This is a genomic window from Micromonospora sp. WMMD956, from assembly GCF_029626125.1.
Taxonomy (GTDB): domain Bacteria; phylum Actinomycetota; class Actinomycetes; order Mycobacteriales; family Micromonosporaceae; genus Micromonospora; species Micromonospora carbonacea.
The window spans coordinates 5,283,527-5,304,741 of record NZ_JARUBI010000005.1 but is presented as its reverse complement, the minus strand read 5'-3'; the positions used below and the strand labels follow the sequence as shown (position 1 = coordinate 5,304,741).

Sequence of the window (21,215 nt, the reverse complement as noted above, 5' to 3'; positions counted from 1 at the left end):
CGGCGCGTCCGGGCCGGGCGCGGCGGCGGCCGTTTGCCCGGACGTCGAACGGGCACGCCGACGGCACGAGCCGAGCGACGGAACAGGAGAGACCCATGCGCGCGCTGCGATTGCCGGGCTGGAAGTCGGAACCCGAGCTGGTCGAGGTGGCCGAACCCACCGCCGGCCCCGGTCAGGTGGTGGTGCGGATCGGCGGGGCGGGGGCCTGCCACTCCGATCTGCACCTGATGCACGATTTCGACGCCGGGGCGGTGCCCTGGAACCCGCCGTTCACCCTCGGCCACGAGAACGCCGGCTGGGTGCACGACCTCGGCGCCGGGGTGACCGGCCTGGAGGTCGGTCAGCCGGTGGCGGTCTACGGCGCGTGGGGCTGCGGCTCCTGCGACCGCTGCCGGGTGGGCGTCGACCCGTACTGCGAGAATCCCGCCGGCGCGCCGGTGCCCGGCGGGGGCGGCGGCCTCGGCCTGGACGGCGGCATGGCCGAGTACGAGCTGGTGCCCGACGCCCGGCACGTCGTGCCGCTGCCCGACGGGCTCGACCCGCTGCACGCCGCGCCGCTGACCGACGCGGGCCTCACCCCGTACCACGCGATCCGCCGGTCGTGGCACAAGCTCGCGCCCGGCAGCACCGCGGTGGTGATCGGCGTCGGCGGCCTCGGCCACGTCGGCGTGCAGATCCTCAAGGCCACCACGGCGGCGCGCGTCATCGCCGTGGACACCCGGCCCGAGGCGCTCAAGCTGGCCGAGGAGTACGGGGCCGACCTGACGCTGCGCTCCGGCGAGGAGACCGCGCAGGAGATCCGGGGGGCCACCCCCGGCGGGCGGGGCGCGGACGTGGTCCTCGACTTCGTCGGCGCGGACGCCACGCTGCGGCTCGGCGCGGCGGCCGCCCGTACGCTCGGGGACCTCACCATCGTCGGCATCGCCGGCGGCACGCTGCCGGTGTCGTTCTTCTCCGTGCCCTACGAGGTGAGCATCCAGACGACCTACTGGGGCAGCCGGCCGGAGCTGATCGAGGTGCTCAACCTGGGCGCCCGGGGTCTGCTGCGGCCGAAGACGACCACGTTCCCGCTGGACCAGGCGGTCGACGCCTACCGGCGGCTGCGGGACGGCTCGGTGGAGGGGCGCGCGGTCATCGTCCCGTGAGCAGCAGCCCGCGCACGTAGGCGGCCTGGCCGACGTGCTGGAGGTCGTCCTCGGCGACGCTGACCAGCCGGACCCCGAGGGTCACCGGCGGGTCCCACGCCTCGTCGACCACCCGGTCCAGGTCCGCCGGCCGCAGCCCCGCCAGGAATCCCCGGGTCCGCTCCGCGACCGCGTCGTGATAGTCGACGAGCGCCCGGGCGCTCTCCGGCGCGACGGCGGCGACCTGCTCCGGGGTGTGCGCGTAGCCGGTGTCGTCCGGGTCGGCGGGCAGCCCGAACCGGTCCGCCCAGTCGCCGGTGACCCAGATCTGCTCGGCGTCGAGCACGTCGGCGACGTGGTGGTCCTGCACCCGGGTCAGGTGCCACACCAGCCAGCCCACCGGGTTCGCGCCGGGCGCGGGCGCGCGGCGTAGCTGCTCCGGGGAGAGGCCGTCGACCGCGGCGCGGACCAGGGCGGGCAGCCGGCCGTAGGTCTCGGTCAGTACGTCGCTGATCTCCACGCGCTTCCTCCTCGGTCGGGTGTGCGGTCCCCACGCCAGTACCGCAGGGGCGGGCGGCCAAACCTGGTGGCCGGCGCGGCGGGGCCCGGCCCTAGGGTGTTCGGGTGGTCGCCGCGCTGGAGCTGTATCTCGACACCGACGCGACCCGGCGGATCCGGGTCCTGTGGGACGCGTTGGAGTCCGAGGGCGTGCAGAGCATGCGCAGCCTGCTGGAGCGGCGGCACCGCCCGCACGTGTCGCTCGCGGTGGCCCCGCGGCTGGACCCGGACCGGGTGGCCGACGCCCTGGCCGGCACGACGGTGGCGGCCCCGCTGCGGCTGTCGTTCCGGCACGCCGGGCAGTTCGTCGGCCGGGTGCTCTGGCTGGGCCCGTCGCCCACGGCCGGCCTGCTGGCCCACCAGGCGCTCGTGCACGACCGGCTGGCCGCCGCCGGGATCGCGGTGGCCGAGCACTACCGGCCGGGGCGCTGGGTGCCGCACTGCACGCTGTCGATGCGCGTGCCCAACGCGCTGATGGCCGCCGCGGTGCGGCGCTGCCTGGAGGTGCTGCCGCTGGAGGCGACGGTGGTCGGCGCGGCGGTGACCGACCACGCCCGGGACATCTGCCGGCCGCTGCCCTGATCCGTCGGGACAACGACGCCGAGCTATGCGAGGAATCCTCACGGACCGTAGGCGACCGACCGAGTCCAGCACTTAAGGATGATTCAGGGGTCAATTCTGGGGGTCGATTGATCCCACCTCGCACGCGACTCAGATTACGGGTCACCGAATGCGCGATCTCCTTGCCGAAAGCGAATTCCGTACTTACATTTCACGGAGTTTACGCTCAGCCTGTGCGGAGGAGAGCACGTGGAAATCACATTGACCTTCGACGCCGCGTATGCGGCCCACGCGGCGGTCGTCATGTCGACCGTCGCCGAGTCGAACCCGGGCCAGGCGGTCCGCTACTGGCTCATCGCGGCCGACGACGTCAGCCCCTCGGCCCGCGCCGCCCTCGGCCGGGCGGCCGGGCTCGACGCCACCGTGGAGTACCTGCGGGTGGACACGTCCGTGGTGAACCTGCCGAAGGGCAGCGACCCCGTGATGGCCTACCTGTCCCCGGCGATGTACCTGCGCCTGCTGGTCCCGGCCGCGCTTCCCGACGAGGTGCGGCGGGTCCTCTACCTCGACTGCGACACGATGTGCACGAACAGCCTGGCCCCGCTGTTCGACGTGGACCTGGGCGGCGTCCCGCTGGGCGCGGTCCGGGACCCGTTCAACCGGCGGCTGCTCGACATGGGCGGAATCCCCGGCCTCGCCGATTACCGCGACCTGGACCCGTGGGCCTTCTACTTCAACTCGGGGGTGCTGCTGATCGACGTGCACCGGTGGCGGGAGTGCGAGGTCACCGAGAAGGCGCTGGCGTACCTGACCCGGCACGCCCACGAGTCGCGGTATCCGGACCAGGACGCCCTCAACTACGCCGTGTACGACAACTGGCTGCGGTTGCCCCGGCAGTGGAACGACCTGATGGCCTGGCGGCTGGAGCCCGAGTTCGGCGGGAAGCTCTCCGACTCGGCGGTGCTCCACCCGGCCGGGCCGATCAAGCCGTGGCAGCCCGGCTTCCCGAAGGGGGCCCGGCGCGACCTGTACTGGCGGCACCGCCGCCGCAACGGCGGGCTGGTCGCCGCCCGCCGCTGACCCGGCGCGCCCGGCCACCGCGCCGCCGACCCCGCCCGGGGACCGCCGCGCCGCCGGCGCCGGGGCCCGACCGCCGGACCGGACCGCAACCCGGACCGGCGGGACGGGTCACGGCGGGCGTTCTGCCATCATCGTCACGATGTCCGCCACCCCACCCGCGCCGGCCGCCGCCCGCGCCGCCGCGCCCCCGGCCGGCCCCGCCGCCCCCGCGCGCGGCGCCGTGCTCGAAGCGGTGCTGGAACGCGTCACGTACGTCAACGAGGAGACCGGGTACACCATCGCCCGGGTCGCCACCGACCGCTCCGGCGACGACCTGCTCACCGTGGTCGGCGCCCTGCCCGGCGCGCAGCCCGGCGAACGGCTGCGGCTGGTCGGCCGGTGGGGCTCGCACCCGAAGTACGGGCGGCAGTTCGAGGTGCACCAGTGCACCACCGTCCTGCCGGCGACCGTGCAGGGCATCGAGCGCTACCTGGGGTCGGGCCTGATCAAGGGCATCGGCCCGAAGATGGCGGCCCGGATCGTGGCCTCCTTCGGCGTGGACACGCTGCGCGTCATCGAGGAGGAGCCCGGCCGGCTGATCGAGGTCCACGGCCTCGGCCGCAAGCGCACCGCCGCGATCGGCGCGGCCTGGCAGGAGCAGAAGGCCATCAAGGAGGTCATGGTCTTCCTCCAGGGCGTCGGCGTCTCCACCTCACACGCCGTGCGCATCTTCAAGCAGTACGGCGACGAGTCCATCGCCGTGGTGCGCGACGACCCCTACCGCCTCGCCGCCGACGTGTGGGGCATCGGGTTCCGCACCGCCGACAACATCGCCAAGGCGGTGGGCATCCCCCACGACAGCCCCCAGCGGGTCCGCGCCGGCATCCGGTACACGCTCTCCGAGGCCGCCGACGGCGGGCACTGCTACCTGCCCGAGCCGAACCTGGTCGCCGACGCCGCGGCGATCCTGGAGGTCCCGGCGGACCTCGTCGCCGCCTGCCTGGCCGACCTCGTGGCGACCGAGGACGGCGTGGTCGGCGAGGCGGTGCCGAACCCGAGCAGCGAGGGGGCGGTCATCCCGGCCGTCTACCTGACGCCGTTCCACCGGGCCGAGTCGGCCCTCGCGGCGAGCCTGGTCCGGCTGCTGACCGACCGGGCGGACCGGATGCCGGCCTTCGCGGGCGTGGACTGGGGCCGGGCCCTGGCCTGGCTGAAGGCCCGCACGGGCGCGGAGCTGGCCCCCGAGCAGGAGCAGGCCGTGCGGCTGGCGCTGACCTCGAAGGTCGCCGTGCTGACCGGCGGCCCCGGCTGCGGCAAGTCGTTCACCGTCCGGTCGATCATCGAGCTGGCGGCGGCGAAGAAGGCGAAGATCGTGCTGGCCGCGCCGACCGGCCGCGCGGCGAAGCGGCTCACCGAGCTGACCGGCCACCCGGCGACGACCGTGCACCGGCTGCTCCAGTTGCGCCCCGGCGGGGACGCCACCTTCGACCGGGACAACCCGGTCGACGCCGACCTGATGGTGGTCGACGAGGCGTCCATGCTCGACCTGATCCTCGCCAACAAGCTGGTCAAGGCGGTGCCGCCCGGCGCGCACCTGCTGCTGGTCGGCGACGTCGACCAGTTGCCGTCGGTCGGCGCGGGCGAGGTGCTGCGCGACGTGCTCGCCGCCGGGACGGTGCCCCGGGTGCGGCTGACCCGCATCTTCCGGCAGGCCCAGGAGTCGGGCGTGGTGGTCAACGCCCACCGGATCAACGCCGGTCAGGCCCCGGTGTTCGGCGAGCACCCCGACTTCTTCCTCTTCCCCAGCGACGAGCCGGAGGTCACCGCCGAGCAGGTGGTCGACATCGTGACCCGACGGATCCCTCGCCGGTTCGGGCTGCGCCCACGCGACGTGCAGGTGCTCACCCCGATGCTGCGCGGGCCGGCCGGCGCCGGCAACCTGAACACCCTGCTCCAGCAGGCGATCGCCCCGCACCGGGAGGACGCGCCGGAGCGGCGGCACGGCGGGCGGGTCTTCCGGGTCGGCGACAAGGTCATCCAGGTCCGCAACAACTACGACAAGGGCGCGGCCGGGGTGTTCAACGGCACCGTCGGCGTGGTCACGGCCCTGGATCCCGACGAGCAGACCCTCACCGTGCGCACCGACGAGGACGAGGACATCGGGTACGAGTTCCACGAGCTCGACGAGCTCCAGCACGCGTACGCGATCACGGTGCACCGGTCGCAGGGCAGCGAGTATCCGGCGGTGGTGGTGCCGGTGACCATGGGGGCGTACACGATGTTGCAGCGCAACCTGCTCTACACCGCCGTCACCCGGGCCCGGAAGCTGGTGGTGCTGGCCGGTTCGCGCAGGGCCCTGGCCATCGCGGTGCGGACGGCCGGCACCGGTCGCCGGCACACGGCGCTGACCCACCGGCTCGCGCCCGACCGGCCCTGAGCCGCCGGTGCCCTCCCCCGACCGGCCCTGAGCCGCCGGCGGTCGGCGCGGCCCGCGGCGGGCTGCGCCGGCCGCGGGGCGCCGCCTCGCCTACTCGGCGATCCGGGTGCGGCCGGTCCAGCGGAAGACGACCGGCGCCTCGCCGCCACCGGAGTCCCGCTCGAAGTGCTCGTAGCCCCCGTAGTGTCGTACCTTGATCTTGTGTTCCACCGGGGAGACGCGGTGGCTGCGCAGCTCGGTCGGCAGGTTGGCGGGCCCACCCTCGAGCACGACGTCGATGATGCCGGCAGCCTCGCCGCTGAGGGTCATGGCCGGCACCGACCAGGCGATCCGGTCGTCATCGTTGACGATGGGGTTCGCCGTCCGGACAGTGGGGGCGGATTCGGAAACTGTCATCGCACGACCTCCGTCGCTCGTCGCTCCGCCTCGGACGCGCCGGTCGCTGCGCGGAGCGGATCACCGAACGGGGGCGGCACCCCGTTCCGCGGCAGGCGGAACGGGCGGCGGGAGAAACGCCCTCCCGACGGTCGGCGACGACCCCCGTCCGCCTCGAACGTAATCCAGATCACACTCACCGAACACCCTTAGCGACCCCCTAGCGGGCCGGGTGCCGCGTAGGCCGCTGGTGAGAGGGGAACCCGTCTCTACCGGAGGCGTTAAGAGGGGGCCCTTCCTTTCACTCCCAGCGGAAGAAGCGGGTGGCCAGGACGCTGCCGACGACGGCGGTGACCGCTAGGGCGAGCAGCTGCGGCCACGCCGGGCTGTCGCCGGCCCAGGCCGCCGCGAGCGTGTCCACGGTGGCCCCGAGCGGCGAGTAGTCGCCGATGCGGGCCAGCACCGCCGGCATCTGGTCGCGCGGCAGCCAGGCGCCGGCGAGGAAGAGCAGCGGGAAGAACAGCGCCGGCCCGATCGACTGGGCCGCCCGCGCCGACGGGGCGAGCGCCGCGATGAGCAGGCCCACGGCGAAGAGGCAGGCCACGCCGAGCAGGAACGCCAACACGAAGGCGGGCACGTTGGCCGGCGCCGGCTGGTCCAGCAGGAAGCGTACGCCGACCGCGGTGACCACCGCGCCGGCCACGCCCATCACCAGGTTGACCACCACCTGCGCCACGAGCAGCAGGGCCGGGTTGACCGGGGTGGTGGCCAGGCGGCGCAGCACCCGCCGCTCCCGGTAGATGCCCAGCGCCATCGGCAGGGTGAACAGGGCGAGCATGCCGATGGTGAGGGCCAGCGCGAGGGCCGGCAGGAAGGTCAGCTCGCCGTGCTGCCCGGCGTCACCGCCGGAGGTCCCGCGCTGCGGCAGCCCGAAGACCAGCATGAGGCCGAGCGGCAGGGCGAAGACGAAGAACAGCGACACCGGCTCGCGCAGGAACAGCTTCGCCTCGACGGCGATGAGCTTGGACAGGGCGTTCACGAGGACCTCTCGTCGGTCGACGGCGGGGTGGTGGCCCGGGCGGCGCGGCCGGTCAGCGAGACGAAGGCGTCGTCCAGGGTGGGCTGCTCGACGCGCAGGCCGGCGTAGCGGACCTGCCGCTCGGCCAGGGCCGACAGCACCGTCTGGAGGACCTGCTCCGGGCCGGTGACGGTGACCTCGTCGCCGGTGCGGCGCACCCCGGTCACCTCGGGCAGCGCGGCGAGCAGGGCGTCGTCCACCGGGTCGAGCGGGCGGAAGTGCACCCGGTGCTCGGTGCCCACCCGGGAGAGCAGGCCGGCGGGGGTGTCGATCGCCACGACCCGGCCGGTGTCGATGATGGCCAGCCGGTCGCAGAGCCGCTCGGCCTCCTCCATGAAGTGCGTGACCAGCACGACCGTCACGCCCCGGTCGCGGATGCGCTCGACCAGGTCCCAGGTGTCCCGCCGGCCCTGCGGGTCGAGCCCGGTGGTCAGCTCGTCGAGGATGGCGATCTCGGGGCGGCCGACCAGCGCGAGGGCCACCGACAGCCGCTGCTTCTGCCCGCCGGACAGCTTGTGGAAGGCGGTGTCGCGCTGGGCGGCCAGGCCGAGGTCGTCGAGCAGCCCGTCGATGTCGGCCCGGTTGCGGTAGAAGGACCGGTAGAGGTCGAGCGCCTCGCGCACGCGCAGCTTGTCGGGCAGCTGGCTCTCCTGCAACTGGGCGCCGACGCGCTGGCGCACCTCGGTGCGGTCGCGGACCGGGTCGAGCCCGAGGACGCGGACGGTGCCGCCGTCGGCGCGGCGCAGCCCCTGCACGCACTCGACCGTGGTGGTCTTGCCCGCCCCGTTGGGGCCGAGCACGCCGAAGATCTCGCCCTGGTCGACGGTGAAGGAGACGTCGTCGACGGCGATCTTGTCGCCGTACCGCTTGTGCAGGTGCTCGACCTCGATGACCGGCATGGGCGTGGTCCTCCGTCGCGTGCGGATCGCCGGCCGGCGAGGGCGGGCCCTCGGGGAATCGCGGCGTCTCTGTGCTGGGTGGTGTCGCGGGCTGGGGATGGGGTGACGGTGCTGGGGACGTGGGTGCGGGCCACGGGGCGGTCGTGGCCACGGGACGGACGACGACCGGCGCACGGGCGGTCGACGCCGGATATCATCCGGCCAACCGAGGCCCGAATCAACTCATCGGCTGACGGATCGGGGTGCCGACCGGGATCGGGACCGGTCGGCAGGGGTGCCGGGCGGTCACCCGGCGTGTCCGTCGACCCCGCCCGGTCCGACGCCCGGGGCCGCAAGCCCGTCGCCGCCGGTCGCCGGCCGGGCGGCCGGCGGCGCGTCGGGGGCGGGGCGCGGGTCGCAGAGCGGCAGCAGCTCCCCCAGCCCGGCCAGGACGACGTCCGGGCCGGCGGCGAGCAGGGTCGCCGGGTCGGACTCCCCCCACAGCGCCGCGACGGCGCGGACCCCCGCCGCGCGGGCGCTGGCCAGGTCGCTGGGCGCGTCGCCGACCATCAGCGCGTCGGCGGGCGCGACACCGAGCAGCTCCAGCGCCCGGCGCACGATGTCCGGCGCCGGCTTCGGGCGGGCCACCTCGTCGGAGCCGACGACGTGGTCGACCAGGCGCAGCAGGTCCAGCCGGCCCAGCAGGTCGCGGGCGCGCCCCCCGCTGCGGCCGGTCGCCACGGCCAGCCCGATCCCGCGCCCGCGCAGCGCGCCGAGCACCCCGGCCGCCCCGTCCACCGGCGTGACGAGGTGGGCCAGCCGGTTGCTCTCCCGCACGAACGGGTCGGCCATCGCCGCCGGCAGGCCCATCAGCCGCAGCACGTCGGGCAGGTAGCGGCCCGGGTGGCGGCAGTATTCGTCGACGGGCGCGACGCCGCCGCCGACCACCTCGGCGTACGCGAGGGCGAACGCCTCGCGGGCCACGGCCAGGCTGTCGGCCAGCACGCCGTCGAGGTCCAGGACGACCGCCCGGACTCCCCCGGCCCCGTGCTCCGCCGCACCCGCCACCGGCGTCACCTCCCCGCGCACGCACGCACCCGACACGCCGCCACAGGCCGTAGGGGTGGCCCGCCGCAGGGCGCCCCGGCTAGCGTCGGGTCGCCGGGACCCGCCGGGCCGGGTCCGCCGCGACGGCCCGACCGGCCGGCGTCCCCGCGAACCCTACCGGTGGAGAGGTGCGTCCACATGCCGCTGCTGAGCTGGCTGTCCGAGTCGGCCGACGACCGTCCGGGCGCGGTCCGCGTCGACGACCGGGCCGTGTCCTGGGTGGAGCTGCGCCGGCTCGCCACGGCGGTCGCCGACGACCTGGGCGGGGTGGACCGGGTGGCCGTCGAGGCGACGCCCACCCTGGAGACGGTGGTCGGGGTGGTCGGCGCGCTGCTGGCCGGCGCGGCGGTCGTGCCGGTGCCGCCGGACGCCGGGCCGCTGGAGCGGGACCACATCCTGCGCGACTCCGGCGCGACGGCGCTGCTCGCCCCGGCCGGCGGCGACCGGCCGGCCGGCGACGGGGGCCCGCCGGTGATCCCCGTCGACCTGGCGCGGCGGTCGGACACCGTCCACCCCGAGCCGGACCCGGCCGCCACCGCGCTGATCCTCTACACCAGCGGCACGACCGGCGCGCCGAAGGGCGCGGTGATCGGCCGGCGGGCGGTCGCCGCCTGCCTGGACGGGCTCGCCGACGCCTGGGCGTGGACGCCCGAGGACCTGCTGGTGCACGGGCTGCCGCTGTTCCACGTGCACGGCCTCGTGCTGGGGGTGCTGGGGCCGCTGCGGCTGGGCAGCCGGCTGCACCACGTGGGCCGGCCGCGCCCCGAGCGGTACGCGGCGGCCGGCGGCACGGTCTACTTCGGCGTACCGACGGTGTGGTCCCGGATCGCGGCGGACCCGGACTCGGCGCGGGCGCTGCGCCCGGCGCGGCTGCTCGTCTCGGGCAGCGCGGCCCTGCCGGCGGCGGTCTTCGCGGACCTGGCCGCGCTCACCGGCCACGAGACCGTCGAGCGGTACGGGATGACCGAGACCCTGATCACGGTGAGCGCGCGGGCGGACGGGCCGCGCCGGCCGGGGACGGTCGGCGTGCCGCTGCCCGGGGTGCGGACCCGGCTGGCCGACGAGCACGGCGCGGCGCTGCCCGCCGACGGCGAGGCGATGGGCGAGCTCCAGGTCGCCGGCCCGACCCTCTTCGACGGCTACCTCGGCCGGCCGGACGCCGACGCGGCGACCCGCACCCCGGACGGCTGGTTCCGCACCGGCGACGTCGCCACGATCGGCCCGGACGGGTGGCACCGGATCGTCGGCCGCGCCGCCACGGATCTGATCAAGAGCGGCGGGTACCGGATCGGGGCCGGCGAGGTGGAGGACGCCCTGCTGGCCCACCCGGGCGTCCGGGAGGCCGCCGTGGTCGGCACCCCGCACCCGGACCTCGGCCAGCAGGTCACCGCGTACGTGGTGGGCGACGGGGTGGACGGCCCGGAGCTGATCGACTTCGTGGCCCGCCAGTTGTCGGCGCACAAGCGGCCCCGCGAGGTGCGGCTGGTCGACGCGCTGCCCCGCAACGCCCTGGGCAAGGTGCAGAAGACCAGGCTGGCGGCGGACTGAGCGGGAGGCGGCGCCGACGCCGCCCGACGGCGGGGCTCAGCCGGCGGCCGCGGGGATGCCGATGGCGGTGAGCACCAGGCCCCGCTTGACCAGGAACCGGCCGTGGAAGGCGGTCATCGGGACGCCGCCGAGGACCGGGCCGGGCACCAGCAGGCGCGCGACGAACGTCCCGCCGGCGTCGACGGCGATGTCCGCCTCGGCGAAGTCCAGCCACCGGCCGGTCAGCGGGAACCACGCCTTGTAGACCGACTCCTTGGCGCTGAACAGCAGGCGGTCCCAGCAGACCGTGGGGTGGGCGGCGGCCAGCGCGGCGGTGCGGGCCCGCTCGGCCGGCAGCGCGATCGCGTCGAGCACCCCCTCGGGCAGCGGCGCGTGCGGCTCGGCGTCGACACCGAGGGTGGCCAGCGCCGTGGCCCGGCCGACGACGGCCGCCCGGTAGCCCTCGCAGTGCGTCATGCTGCCGACCACCCCGGCGGGCCAGACGGGGGCGCCGCGCGCGCCGGAGACGATCGGCGTCTCGGCGATGCCCAGCTCGCCCAGCGCGCGGCGGGCGCAGTGCCGCACGGTGGTGAACTCCCGGCGGCGCTTGTCGACGGCGTTGGCGACGAGCCGCTCCTCCTCGGGGAACAGGATCAGGCCGGCGGGGTCGGTGAATGCCTCGGCCACCACCGCGGCCGCAGGCAGGATCTGCTCGATCACAGCCGCCGATGCTAGGCCGCCGCGGCGGCCCGCGCCGTCCCTCGATCGGGCGCGACTCGCCGATAGGGGTGGGTACGGGTGGAGGGCGGCGGGGGCGGATGTCACCCTGAGGGGTGCCCCGGCCCGGTTGGCCGGGGGTGTGTAGTGGTCTTTGGTCTGAGGAATGCGGGTGGCGATGCTGACTGGCAGGGTGGTCCGGTTCGACGAGGTGCGGGGTTACGGCTTCATCGCTCCGGACGGCGGCGGGGACGACGTGTTCGTGCACGCCAACACGGTCGACGGCGACAAGTGGGCGCTGGGGCCCGGCGTCCCGGTGGAATACGAGGCGGTGGAGAACGAGCGCGGCCCGAAGGCGCTGACGGTGCGCGTGCTCGGGCCCGCCGTGGCGGGCGAGCGCGCCGCGCCGCTGCGGACGGTCGCGCCGTCGACGGGGCGCGGCCACGAGTCGGGCGAGGGCGGGATCGAGGACGAGGAGGGGCTCTGCGACGTGCTCTCCGAGCGGTCCTTCGTCACCGAGACCACCGAGGCGCTGCTGGTCTCCGTGCCGGACCTGACCGGGGCGCAGATCGTGGCGGTGCGCGCCCGGATGCTGGCGCTGGCGCGGCGGCACGGCTGGGTCGAGGGCTGACGCCGCCGCCCGTGCCGTAGGGGCGTCGCGGTCAGCCGGCCGCGATCAGCAGCGACTTCCTGATCCGGCCCTGCGCGCTGCGCGGCAGCTCGTCGACGAAGTGCACCCGACGGGGCCGCTGCCCGGCCGACAGGTGGCGGCCCACGTGGTCGATGAGCGCCTGGGCGGTGAGCCCCTCGGCGGCGACCACGTACGCGGTGACCTGCTCGCCCTGCGCCGCGTGCGGGGTGCCGACCACGGCGGCGTCCCGGACACCGGGATAGCTGAGGAGCACCTCCTCGACCTGCCCGGCGTGGACCCGCCGGGCGCGCCCGTGCACCACGTCCGTCCGTCGCCGCCCGATGATCCGGTGCGAGCCGTCGGCCGCGACGGTGGCGAGGTCGCCGGTGGCGTGCCAGCCGGCCGGGTCGGCGCACCGCCCGCGCCCGTCGACGTAGCCGCTGGACAGCGTCGGGCCCCGGATGCTCAGCTCGCCGACGGACTCGCCGTCGGCCGGCACCGGCCGGTCGTCACGGTCGAGGACGCGGGTCTGCACGCCGGGCAGGGGCGTCCCGGCGACGCCGGCGGGGCAGGGCGCGTCGGCCCGCCCGGTCACCGCGATCAGGGTCTCGGTGGTGCCGTACCCCTGGATGAGGGAGTGCGAGGTGAGCAGGCGGAGCCGTTCGGTCACGGCGGGGGCCAGCGGGGCGTCGGCGGAGACCAGGATCCGCGCCCCGGACAGCGACCGGGCCCAGGGGCGGTCGCGCGAGATGCGCGCCCACTGGCAGGGGACGGCCAGGTACATGGTGCCGACCGGGCCGGCGGCGGCGTCCCGGTCGAGGTGGACGAAGCGGCTGCCCACGCGCAGCGCGCCGAGCAGGCCCACCACCAGTCCGTACGCCCGGAACAGCGGGGCGCCCTGGACGAGGACGTCCTCGCCGCTCCACCGCCACGCGTCGGCCAGCAGGTCCAGGTCCGCCGCGATGGCCCGGCGGGAGACCCGGACGCCCCGCGGTGGCCCGCTCGCGCCGCCGGTGTAGAGGATCACCGCGTCGGCGTCGGGGGGCGGCTCCGGCTGGGGGGTCGAGGAGCGTCCGCTCAGGTCGACGGGGACGGTGGCCAGCCCGGCGCCGACGGCCCGGGTGGGGGCGTCGGACGGGTCGCCGCCGAGGAGCACGGTCGCGCCGGACTCCCGCAGGATGCGGCCGCGCTCCCGACCGTCGGCCCGGGGCGGCAGGGGCACCAGCGGCACGCCGGCCTGGACCGCGCCGACCATGGCGACGACCGTCTCCAGGCTGGGGGTGGCGTCGACCGCGACGGCGGCGGCGCCCCGGATCCGGTCGGCGACCGCGTCGACACAGCCGAGCAGGGCTTCGCTGGAGAGCGTCCGCCCGGCCACCCGGACGGCGTCGGGGCGGTCCGCGCCGGAGGCGCGTAACGCCGGCAGCAGTGTCATCCGCCCTAACCTCTGTCGAGGGCGCCGACGAGGCTCGGCGGTGGCAGGGACATCGCGGCCACAGAACCCTTCGCGTCATGGGTGCGGGTAGCCCCATATCCGGCCATCCCCGCGTGCTGCGGGTGCCCCGAAATTAGGCTGCGCCTATCGCCCGGCACAACCCCTAGCCGTGGCGCGCGACGCCCACCGCGACCCGGGTTCCGCCGCACCGGCGGGCAGGCGGGCCAGGCAGGACCCGCGCCGGGGCGGGGCCGGACGCCTCGGGCGGGGCGCGGCTATTCCGCGAACCGGCGGGCGGTCGCCGGGCCGCCGGGGCCCGGGCGGAATTGGAATTGCGGCACGGACCGCGCGGATTGGGCGACCCCGCCGAAACGGCATCCCTATATATCGATGCCGACCACGCTTTTTGATTCGGGCCCGATTCACTTCAGCCACTGCCGGGCCCACGCTCCGCCGCCGGCCGGTCGCGTGGAGCCCACCTTTAACGGCAAAGACCTCCTTTGTTTTTGAAGCGTCCCGAATCGGGCAAGAACGCGTCGATGCCATCGAAGGGGACGCGGCCTTCCCACGGCCCCGCCGAACCGCCGACCGGCTCCACCCTGGACGGACACCCCACCCCGGCCCGAAATGCCGAGGCCATCGATCCCCGCCGCTCGCGCGCGGCCGACCGGCGAGCCGGCCACCGTCCGCCGGCACCACCGGTCCCTCACGCAGCGAGATCCTCCCGCCCTGCGGGACGCCGCCGGACACCCGGCTCCGGGCCGCCGAGCGCGGCGGCCCGTCCACCGCCGACGTCCCCGCCCCGGGGCACCCGCCAGGGCGTGAACTGCCCGTTCCGCCCCGGGAACCGCAGCGTCACGAGGCCGGCCGCCGAGAGGGGCGGGGTGGCCGGACGCCGACGCCGGACGCCCGCCCGGCCAGCACGCAGCGCCACCACCACCGGGACCGGGCGCGGGGCGACGCCCGCCCACAGGGCGGGACCCGCAGATTCCCCGCCCAGCGTCGCGGGGAGCGCTCCCTCCCGGTCAACGGGGGTCGCACAACGCTTTCCACCCAATTGTCGGCAAGCCCCGAAAACGGCATCAACCGACCAGAGAAAGGCTCACGTATCACTTTGTGAATTCACCCGGCGACCGTCCGCTGTCAGTTCCGCCGACGTGGCCAGCGGCGGCGGAAGACACCAAACCGATGTTTGCCTATCCTTTACAACCTTCGGCTTGCCGCCCAATTGCCGGACTGCCATACTCCCACCATGCACGGCGGTCGATAGCGGGGGGATGCGTCCGGACGGGCCCTAGAATTGTCGAAGGTGCTGGCAGTGCCCTGGTCCGGGAGCATCAGCCAGTCAAGCTAATCGATGGCTCGCCGCGAACGCGTGACGGCCGTCTATATTCGCCAATACGGGAATGGGTCGAAAATTGCCGGTCTCCGATTTCGTCAGGCTCGATGGCAGACCAGGGAAGGTGGCGGGCCCCGTGACGACCGGCCCCGCGCGCCCTCCGAGGCCACGCCCATGGAGTTGAGCGAACGGTCCCACCAGCTCGACCTCCTGGCCCGCCGGCTCGGCGACCTGCGCCGACCCGCCGGTCAGGCCGTCGACGCCCGGCCGGTGATCGCGCTGACCGGTCCCGTCGGCGCCGGCAAGACCACCCTCCTCCAGGCCCTCGCCCGGCGGGCCACCGACGCCGACGTCCGCTTCCTGGGGGCGAGCGCCTCGCGGGCCGAGCGCGCGGTCCCGCTGGAGGTCGTCCGCCAACTCGTCCGGGCCACGCCGCCGGACGACGCCCGCGCCCGCCTCGAACGGCTGCTCGACCAGGGCGTCCTCACCTGGTCCGACCTCGACGACGACCAGGAGGGGCCGGCCCGGACCATCGCGGCGATCGGCGGCGCCCTGCTGGAGCTGGCCGCCCGGGGCCCCCTGGTGATCGGGATCGACGACGTCCACCACGCCGACGTGCCGTCGCTGCGCTGCCTGGACTACGTGGCCCGACGCATCCCCGGCCTGCCCGTGCTGATCGTGCTGACCGAGGCCCCCCGGACCCGTCCCTGGCACCCCGAGGTCTATGCCGAGCTGTTGCAACCGGCCCGGCTGCACCGGATCCGGGTCCCCCTGCTCACCCTGGACGGCACGCACCGGGCCCTGGCCGACCGGCTCGGCGCGCCGACGGCGCGGAGCATCGCCGAGGAGACGCACCGGATCAGCGGCGGCAACCCCCTGCTGGTGCAGGCGCTCGCCGACGACCACCTGGCCGCCGTGCCGCGCGGCGCCGCCCGGCCCGAGTCGGGCGAGGCGTTCCGGGAGGCCGTGCTGAGCTGCCTCTACCGCTGCGAGCACCTGGTGCTCAAGGCGGCCCGGGCGCTCGCGGTGACCGACGAGCCGCTGCACGGCGCGCTGCTCCCGCAGCTCGTCGACGTGCGCGCGGAGTCCGCCCTGCTCGCGATCGACGAGGCCACCAGCGCCGGCCTGATCACCGAGGGCGGGCTGCGGCACCCCGCCGTCGGCCGGGCCGTGCTCGACGGCACGACCGCCGAGGAACGCGCCCGGCTGCACCGGCTGGCCGCCTGCCTGCTGCACGAGGACGGCGAGTCGCCGGTCCTGGTCGCCCGGCACCTGCTGCGTACCGACTCGCTGGCCGAGCCCTGGATGGCCCGGACCCTGCTCGACGCCGGCGAGCAGGCCCTGCTCGACGGCGAGGTGGACGCGGCCCTGCGGTTCCTGCGCCGCGCCCACCGGGACGGCACCGACGAGTGCCTGCGGGCACGCGCCCGCTCCGCCCTCGCCCGCGCCGAGTGGCGGCTCGACCCGCAGGGCGCGATGCCCCACCTACAGGGGGTGGCCAGCGCCGTCCGGGCCGGGCACCTGGGCAGCACGCAGGCCGCCGGGCCGATCCAGTACCTGCTCTGGCACGGCCAGATCGACAAGGCCGTCGAGCTGGTCCGGCACCTGAGCGACCGCGCCGACAGCAGCGACCCGCGCTCCGCGGCCGAGCTGCTGGTCACCAAGGGCTGGATGGCCACCCTCTACCCCGGGGTGACGGTCGACCACCAGGCCCCCGTCCCGGCCCGGCGCGACCCGCTGACCATCGCGAAGGTGAAGCAGCGGCTCCAGGGCGTGACCATGCTGGCCTCCGTGCTGGAGCGGGGCGACGGCGGCGCCGTCGAGGAGGCCGAGCGGGTGCTGTCCACCATCGGGCTGGACGACGAGCGGGACATGTGGACCGCCATCTGCGCCCTGATCACCATGATCTACGCCGACCGGCTGGACCTGGCCGGCGAATGGTGCGGCCGGCTGGGCCGCAGCGCCACCGTCAGCCGGCATCCCACCCCGGCGGCGATGCTGGCCGCCCTCGACGCGGCGATCGCCGGCCGGCGCGGCGACCTGACCCGGGCGCAGGAACTGGCCGACGCCGCGCTGAACCAGCTCTCCCCGAAGGGCTGGGGCGTGGTGATCGGGATACCGCTGGCCATCCGGCTGCGGGCCCTGACGTTCCTGGGTGATCTCGACGCGGCGGCGGCCTGCCTCCAGGTGCCCGTGCCCCAGGTGCTCTTCGAGACCCCGTTCGGGCTGCACTACCTGCACGCCCGGGGGCTGCACGCGCTGGCCACGGGCAGCCCGGAGAGCGCCCTGGCCGACTTCCAACTCTGCGGGCAGCTCATGGCGGCCTGGCGGCTGGACCTTCCGGCGCTCATCCCGTGGCGCACCGAGTCGGCCCGGGCCCTGCTGCAACTCGGCCGCCGGCCGCAGGCCGAGAAGCTGGTCCGGGAGGAGCTGGGGCGGCTGCGGCCCGGTCACGTGCGCTACCGGGCCGCGGCGCTGCGGGTGCTCGCGGCGGCGGAGGACGGCCGGGACCCGATCCCGCACCTGCGCGGCTCCGTGCGGCTGCTGCGCCAGTGCGGCGACCGGATGGAACTCGCCCACAGCCTCACCGACCTGGGCCACGCCTACCAGCAGGCGGGCGACCTGCGGCAGGCCCGCAAGGCGACCCGGGCCGCCCGGACGCTGGCCCAGGAGTGCGGCCTCCCCCTGCTGCGGCCGGCCGCCGCCCCGGGCCGCGGCGGACCGGCCGGTGCCGACCCCGACGCGGCGGTGCTGGTGGAGGGGCTCAGCGACACCGAGTCGCGGGTGGCCACCCTGGCCGCGCAGGGCCACACCAACCGGGAGATCGCCGAGAAGCTCTTCCTGACGGTCAGCGCGATCGAGCAGCGGCTGACCCGCATCTACCGCAAGCTCGACGTCGACTCGCGCCGGCAGCTGGCCGTGCGGTTGCGGCTCGACCGGCCCGGCGCGATGCCGGCGGAACGCCTGGGCGCGCCCCGCAAGCCCCCCGGCCGCGACGGCGACGCCCGGCACTGACCCGCGCCGCGCCCGACGCCGCACCGCCCGCCCGGCGCACCCGAACGCCCACGTCCGGCCGCCGGACGGCCCCCTGCCCTGCCCGGGCGGAGGTGCGCCGCGACCCGACCATGTGACACCATCACCCCGCCCCGCCGCCACCTGCTGTACGTCCCGTCGACACGCGCCGCCACCCGGCCGTTCCCGACCCCCCTTACGGCGTCGCTGGCAACCCCTAACGGCCATCCGGGACCGCAGGTTTACGCGCGAAACGATGGGGTCTCGCTCCCGTTGTCGCACAACCGACCCGGTGCCAGACTCGCCTGGACATCCGGATCGCTCGCTGGGGAGCGCGGTCCGGCCAGGGACAGTTCAAGATCCACCCGGCATGGCGGCCCGGTGCGCTCCACCCCTACCCGGGGCAACGGGTGGGTGTGGTGGAGGGGCGGCTGTCCGGCTTGGGGGGGCGGTGTCCGAGCAGCGCCGGTGATCCCGGCCCGGCACCGCGGACGAGAAGGGCTGGCTTAGAAGTGGTGCTGGTGCAGCGGGAGGAACAACTGGATCGGCTCCGCAGGGCGTTCGACGCCTGCGCGGAACACCAACGCGGACACGTCGCGCTCGTGACGGGCGCGGTGGGCAGCGGCAAGACGAGTCTGCTGGAGACGTTCAGCGAGTGGGCCGGGGCCGCCGGGGGGCGGGTGCTCGGCGCGGCCGGGTCGCGGGCCGAACGCGGACTCCACCTGGGGGTCCTGGGGCAGCTGCTCCACAGTGCCCGGCTCGACCAGGAGGCGACGGCCCGGATCGAGAACCTGATGCGGGACGCCGCCTTCGCCGGGCCCCTGCCGGAGCCCGGCGGGGACGCGGCCGACGGGGCGGCCGCCGGCGACCGGGTCTGGGCGCCCCTGTTGCACGGCCTGTTCACGGCGCTGCTCGACCTCGCCGACGCCGGGCCGCTGGTCCTCGCCGTCGACGACGTGCACCACGCCGACCCGGCGTCGCTGCACTGCCTGCTCTACGTCACCCGGCGGCTGCGGCACGCCCGGATCATGGTGGTGCTCACCGAGGCGTCGACGCTGCGCCCGCCGCACCCGCTGTTCCGCGCCGAGCTGCTCAGCCAGCCGTACTTCTCGCGGATCAGCCTGCCGCCGCTGACCGTCGACGGGATCGCCCGGCTGGTCGACGCCGACGGCGGGGCCGCCGCCGCCCGGGAGGCGGCCGAACGCTGCCTGAGCATGACCGGCGGCAACCCGCTGCTCACCCGCGCCCTCATCGACGAGCGGGCCCCCGGTGGCGCGGGCGACGAGCGCGGCGCGGACCCGACCGGCGGCGACCCGTTCGACCAGGCCGTCCTCGGCTGCCTCTACCGGCACGAGCCGGGGGTGCGGCGCGTCGCGCAGGCCCTCGCCGTGCTGAACCGCCCCGTGCCGACCGAACTGCTCGGCCACGTCCTCGACGTGGTGCCCGAGTCGGCCGCCCCGGCGGTGCGGGTGCTGCGCACCGCCGGGCTGATGGAGGCCGACCAGCTTCGGCACCCGCGCATCCTGCGGTCCATCCTCACCGACATGTCGCCCGAGGAGCGCCGCGGCCTGCACCAGCGGGTCGCCGAGGTGCTGCACGAGCACGGCGCGGAGCCGGGCGCGGTGGCCGAGCACCTGGTCGCCGCCGCGTGGGCCGACGCCCCCTGGGTGGTGCCCGTGCTCTCCGACGCCGCCGCGCAGGCCCTGGCGTCGGGCCGGCCCGACGTGGCGGCGGCGTGCCTGCGCCTGGTCGCCCGCGCCGACGTCGACGAGCGGCAGCGCACCGCTGCCACCGCCATGCTGGTCAACGCCCGGTGGCAGGTCAACCCGCTCGCCGCCAACGGGCACCTAAGCGAGCTGGTGGAGTCCGCGCGGGCGGCCGGCTGGTCCACCGGGGCCGCCCTGGCCACCGTGCCGTTCCTGCTCTGGCAGGGGCGGGTGGAGGAGGCCACCGAGGCCGTCAGCGGCTTCTCCGCCGACGACGACCACGGCCCAGCCGGCCGGCTGCGGGCCATGCAGCTCCTGGTCTCCCTCTCGCACCCCGACCAGCTCGCCTCCGTCCGAGAGACGCCGAGCACGTGGAGCCGGGCGGCGACCGCGCCGACGTCGGTCAGCCCCCAGTTGCAGGCGGTCACGGTGCTCGGCACGGCGCTGCTGCCGACCGCCGACACCGACACCGTGGCCACCGCCGAGCAGCTGCTGCAACGGCACCACACCGACGACGGCGCGGTGGGGCTGCTCACCGCCCCGCTGCTCGCGCTGCTCTGGTCGGGCCGCAGCGACCGGGTCGTGGCCTGGGCGGACATCCTGCTCAACCGGCCCGCGGTCCGGCACGCCCCGGTGTGGCGGGCCGTCGTGCGGGCGGTGCGCGCCGAGGCCGCGCTGCGGCTGGGCGACCTGCCGGGCGCGGAGCACCACGCCCGCGCGGCGCTGGAGGACATCCCCGCCCCGGCCTGGGGGGTGGCCATCGCCGGGCCGCTGGCCACGCTGATCGCCTGCGCGACCGAGGCGGGCCGGTTCACCGAGGCCGACCGCTGGCTGGCCCACCCCGTCCCGGCCGGCATGTTCCGCACCCCGCTGGGCGTGCACTACCTGGCCGCCCGGGGCCGGCACCACCTGGCCATGGGGCGGCCGCACGCGGCGACCGCCGACCTGCGCCGCTGCGGTGAGCTGATGCGCGGGTGGGGCATCGACGTGGCCGGGCTGGTGCCGTGGCGGCTGGAGCTGGCCCGGGTGCAGCTCAGCGTCGGCAACAAGACCCACGCCACCCAGCTGTTGCAGGAGCAGCTGCGCGTCGCGCACGGGGTCGACGACCGGACCCGGGGCCGGTCGCTGCGGCTGCTCGCCACCACCGCCGCCCAGGACCACCGGCGCAAGCTGCTCGGCGAGGCCGTCAACCTGCTCCAGGGCTGCGGCGACCGGCTGGAGCTGGTGCGGGCCCTCGGCGACACCGGCCAGAGCCTGCAACGGGCCGGCGACTCGGCGCGCGCCCGGCTGCTGGTGCGCCGCGCCTACCAGCTGGCCCAGGACTGCGGGGCGTCCGTGCTGGCCCAGCGGCTGATCCGGCGGGACGCGGGCGGCGCGCTGCCCGCGTACCCGGCCGGGGCGGAGGCGCACGAGCCGGACGACGGGCTCAGCGAGGCCGAGCGCCGGGTCGCCGCGCTGGCCGCCCAGGGGCACACCAACCGGCAGATCTCCAGCAAGCTGTTCATCACCGTCAGCACGGTGGAGCAGCACCTCACCCGGGTCTACCGGAAGCTGGACGTCAAGCGGCGCACCGACCTGCCGGCCCGGCTCGTCGCCTACGCGGAGCCGCTGGTGGAGGAGCCCCAGGGCGCGGCGTCCTGACCGACGACGCAGGGGCCGGCGCGGTGGGTG

The 21,215-nt window shown here is 75.8% G+C and carries 15 protein-coding genes; 8 read left to right on the top strand and 7 right to left on the bottom strand.

The annotated features are described in order from the left end of the window. Nucleotides 1–95: 95 nt before the first annotated feature. A complete protein-coding gene (locus tag O7628_RS23275) occupies nucleotides 96–1,145 on the top strand; it encodes an NAD(P)-dependent alcohol dehydrogenase (RefSeq protein ID WP_278133635.1) in 1,050 nt (349 codons plus the stop codon). Here the strand turns inward: O7628_RS23275 and O7628_RS23270 are convergent. Continuing rightward, nucleotides 1,132–1,644 carry a DUF664 domain-containing protein gene (locus O7628_RS23270; RefSeq protein ID WP_278133633.1) on the bottom strand — a complete coding sequence of 171 codons (513 nt, stop codon included), beginning with the start codon at nucleotides 1,642–1,644 and terminating at the stop codon, nucleotides 1,132–1,134. The genes O7628_RS23275 and O7628_RS23270 overlap by 14 nt on opposite strands. Before the next feature lie 104 nt (nucleotides 1,645–1,748). On the opposite strand from O7628_RS23270, the gene O7628_RS23265 reads away from it, so the two are divergent. From O7628_RS23265 to O7628_RS23255, 3 genes are all read left to right on the top strand, one after another. Continuing rightward, complete coding sequence (locus O7628_RS23265) at nucleotides 1,749–2,264, top strand: 2'-5' RNA ligase family protein (protein ID WP_178064111.1); 516 nt, start codon at nucleotides 1,749–1,751, stop codon at nucleotides 2,262–2,264. A gap of 228 nt (nucleotides 2,265–2,492) precedes the next feature. After that, on the top strand, nucleotides 2,493–3,323 hold the full coding sequence (locus O7628_RS23260) for a glycosyltransferase family 8 protein (protein WP_278133631.1): 831 nt from the start codon (nucleotides 2,493–2,495) through the stop codon (nucleotides 3,321–3,323). A gap of 139 nt (nucleotides 3,324–3,462) precedes the next feature. Next, nucleotides 3,463–5,739 carry an ATP-dependent RecD-like DNA helicase gene (locus tag O7628_RS23255; protein ID WP_278133629.1) on the top strand — a complete coding sequence of 759 codons (2,277 nt, stop codon included), beginning with the start codon at nucleotides 3,463–3,465 and terminating at the stop codon, nucleotides 5,737–5,739. A 90-nt stretch (nucleotides 5,740–5,829) separates the two neighbouring features. Here O7628_RS23255 and O7628_RS23250 read toward each other — a convergent pair whose 3' ends face one another. The 4 genes from O7628_RS23250 to O7628_RS23235 form a co-directional block, all read right to left on the bottom strand. Beyond that, complete coding sequence (locus O7628_RS23250) at nucleotides 5,830–6,135, bottom strand: DUF5988 family protein (protein WP_246384528.1); 306 nt, start codon at nucleotides 6,133–6,135, stop codon at nucleotides 5,830–5,832. Nucleotides 6,136–6,415: 280 nt separating this feature from the next. Further along, the gene (locus tag O7628_RS23245) at nucleotides 6,416–7,153 is read right to left on the bottom strand and encodes an ABC transporter permease (protein WP_278133625.1); all 738 of its coding nucleotides are present in this window, start codon (nucleotides 7,151–7,153) and stop codon (nucleotides 6,416–6,418) included. Further along, nucleotides 7,150–8,091, bottom strand: coding sequence for an ABC transporter ATP-binding protein (locus O7628_RS23240; protein ID WP_074475777.1), 942 nt, complete (start codon nucleotides 8,089–8,091; stop codon nucleotides 7,150–7,152). The genes O7628_RS23245 and O7628_RS23240 overlap by 4 nt, the downstream gene beginning before the upstream one ends. 285 nt (nucleotides 8,092–8,376) lie before the next feature. Then, nucleotides 8,377–9,159 carry an HAD-IA family hydrolase gene (locus O7628_RS23235; protein ID WP_278133621.1) on the bottom strand — a complete coding sequence of 261 codons (783 nt, stop codon included), beginning with the start codon at nucleotides 9,157–9,159 and terminating at the stop codon, nucleotides 8,377–8,379. A gap of 156 nt (nucleotides 9,160–9,315) precedes the next feature. Between O7628_RS23235 and O7628_RS23230 the strand changes: the two genes are divergently transcribed. Then, nucleotides 9,316–10,725 carry an acyl-CoA synthetase gene (locus O7628_RS23230; RefSeq protein WP_178064108.1) on the top strand — a complete coding sequence of 470 codons (1,410 nt, stop codon included), beginning with the start codon at nucleotides 9,316–9,318 and terminating at the stop codon, nucleotides 10,723–10,725. A 36-nt stretch (nucleotides 10,726–10,761) separates the two neighbouring features. On the opposite strand, the gene O7628_RS23225 is transcribed toward O7628_RS23230, so the two are convergent. Then, entirely contained in the window at nucleotides 10,762–11,424 is a 663-nt protein-coding gene (locus O7628_RS23225) for a 4'-phosphopantetheinyl transferase superfamily protein (RefSeq protein WP_278133620.1), read from the bottom strand. A gap of 175 nt (nucleotides 11,425–11,599) precedes the next feature. Between O7628_RS23225 and O7628_RS23220 the strand changes: the two genes are divergently transcribed. Beyond that, nucleotides 11,600–12,052 (top strand): cold shock domain-containing protein, encoded by a 453-nt coding sequence (locus tag O7628_RS23220; protein ID WP_074476007.1) that lies wholly within the window; start codon nucleotides 11,600–11,602, stop codon nucleotides 12,050–12,052. A 31-nt stretch (nucleotides 12,053–12,083) separates the two neighbouring features. Here the strand turns inward: O7628_RS23220 and O7628_RS23215 are convergent, their stop codons facing one another. Next, nucleotides 12,084–13,487: an AMP-binding protein gene (locus O7628_RS23215; RefSeq protein WP_278133618.1), complete on the bottom strand. Its 1,404-nt coding sequence runs from the start codon at nucleotides 13,485–13,487 to the stop codon at nucleotides 12,084–12,086. Between the two features lie 1,513 nt (nucleotides 13,488–15,000). On the opposite strand from O7628_RS23215, the gene O7628_RS23210 reads away from it, so the two are divergent. After that, nucleotides 15,001–17,841 (top strand): LuxR family transcriptional regulator, encoded by a 2,841-nt coding sequence (locus O7628_RS23210; RefSeq protein ID WP_278133616.1) that lies wholly within the window; start codon nucleotides 15,001–15,003, stop codon nucleotides 17,839–17,841. A 518-nt stretch (nucleotides 17,842–18,359) separates the two neighbouring features. Next, nucleotides 18,360–21,185 carry an AAA family ATPase gene (locus O7628_RS23205; protein ID WP_278133614.1) on the top strand — a complete coding sequence of 942 codons (2,826 nt, stop codon included), beginning with the start codon at nucleotides 18,360–18,362 and terminating at the stop codon, nucleotides 21,183–21,185. Nucleotides 21,186–21,215 lie beyond the last annotated feature (30 nt).

What these genes read in the sequence shown, in the direction of transcription:
- O7628_RS23275 (WP_278133635.1), top strand. Translation starts at nt 96, where the DNA reads ATGCGCGCGCTGCGATTGCCGGGCTGGAAGTCGGAACCCGAGCTGGTC.
- O7628_RS23255 (WP_278133629.1), top strand. Translation starts at nt 3,463, where the DNA reads ATGTCCGCCACCCCACCCGCGCCGGCCGCCGCCCGCGCCGCCGCGCCC.
- O7628_RS23250 (WP_246384528.1), bottom strand. Translation starts at nt 6,135, where the DNA reads ATGACAGTTTCCGAATCCGCCCCCACTGTCCGGACGGCGAACCCCATC.
- O7628_RS23240 (WP_074475777.1), bottom strand. Translation starts at nt 8,091, where the DNA reads ATGCCGGTCATCGAGGTCGAGCACCTGCACAAGCGGTACGGCGACAAG.
- O7628_RS23230 (WP_178064108.1), top strand. Translation starts at nt 9,316, where the DNA reads ATGCCGCTGCTGAGCTGGCTGTCCGAGTCGGCCGACGACCGTCCGGGC.
- O7628_RS23220 (WP_074476007.1), top strand. Translation starts at nt 11,600, where the DNA reads ATGCTGACTGGCAGGGTGGTCCGGTTCGACGAGGTGCGGGGTTACGGC.
- O7628_RS23215 (WP_278133618.1), bottom strand. Translation starts at nt 13,487, where the DNA reads ATGACACTGCTGCCGGCGTTACGCGCCTCCGGCGCGGACCGCCCCGAC.
- O7628_RS23210 (WP_278133616.1), top strand. Translation starts at nt 15,001, where the DNA reads ATGGAGTTGAGCGAACGGTCCCACCAGCTCGACCTCCTGGCCCGCCGG.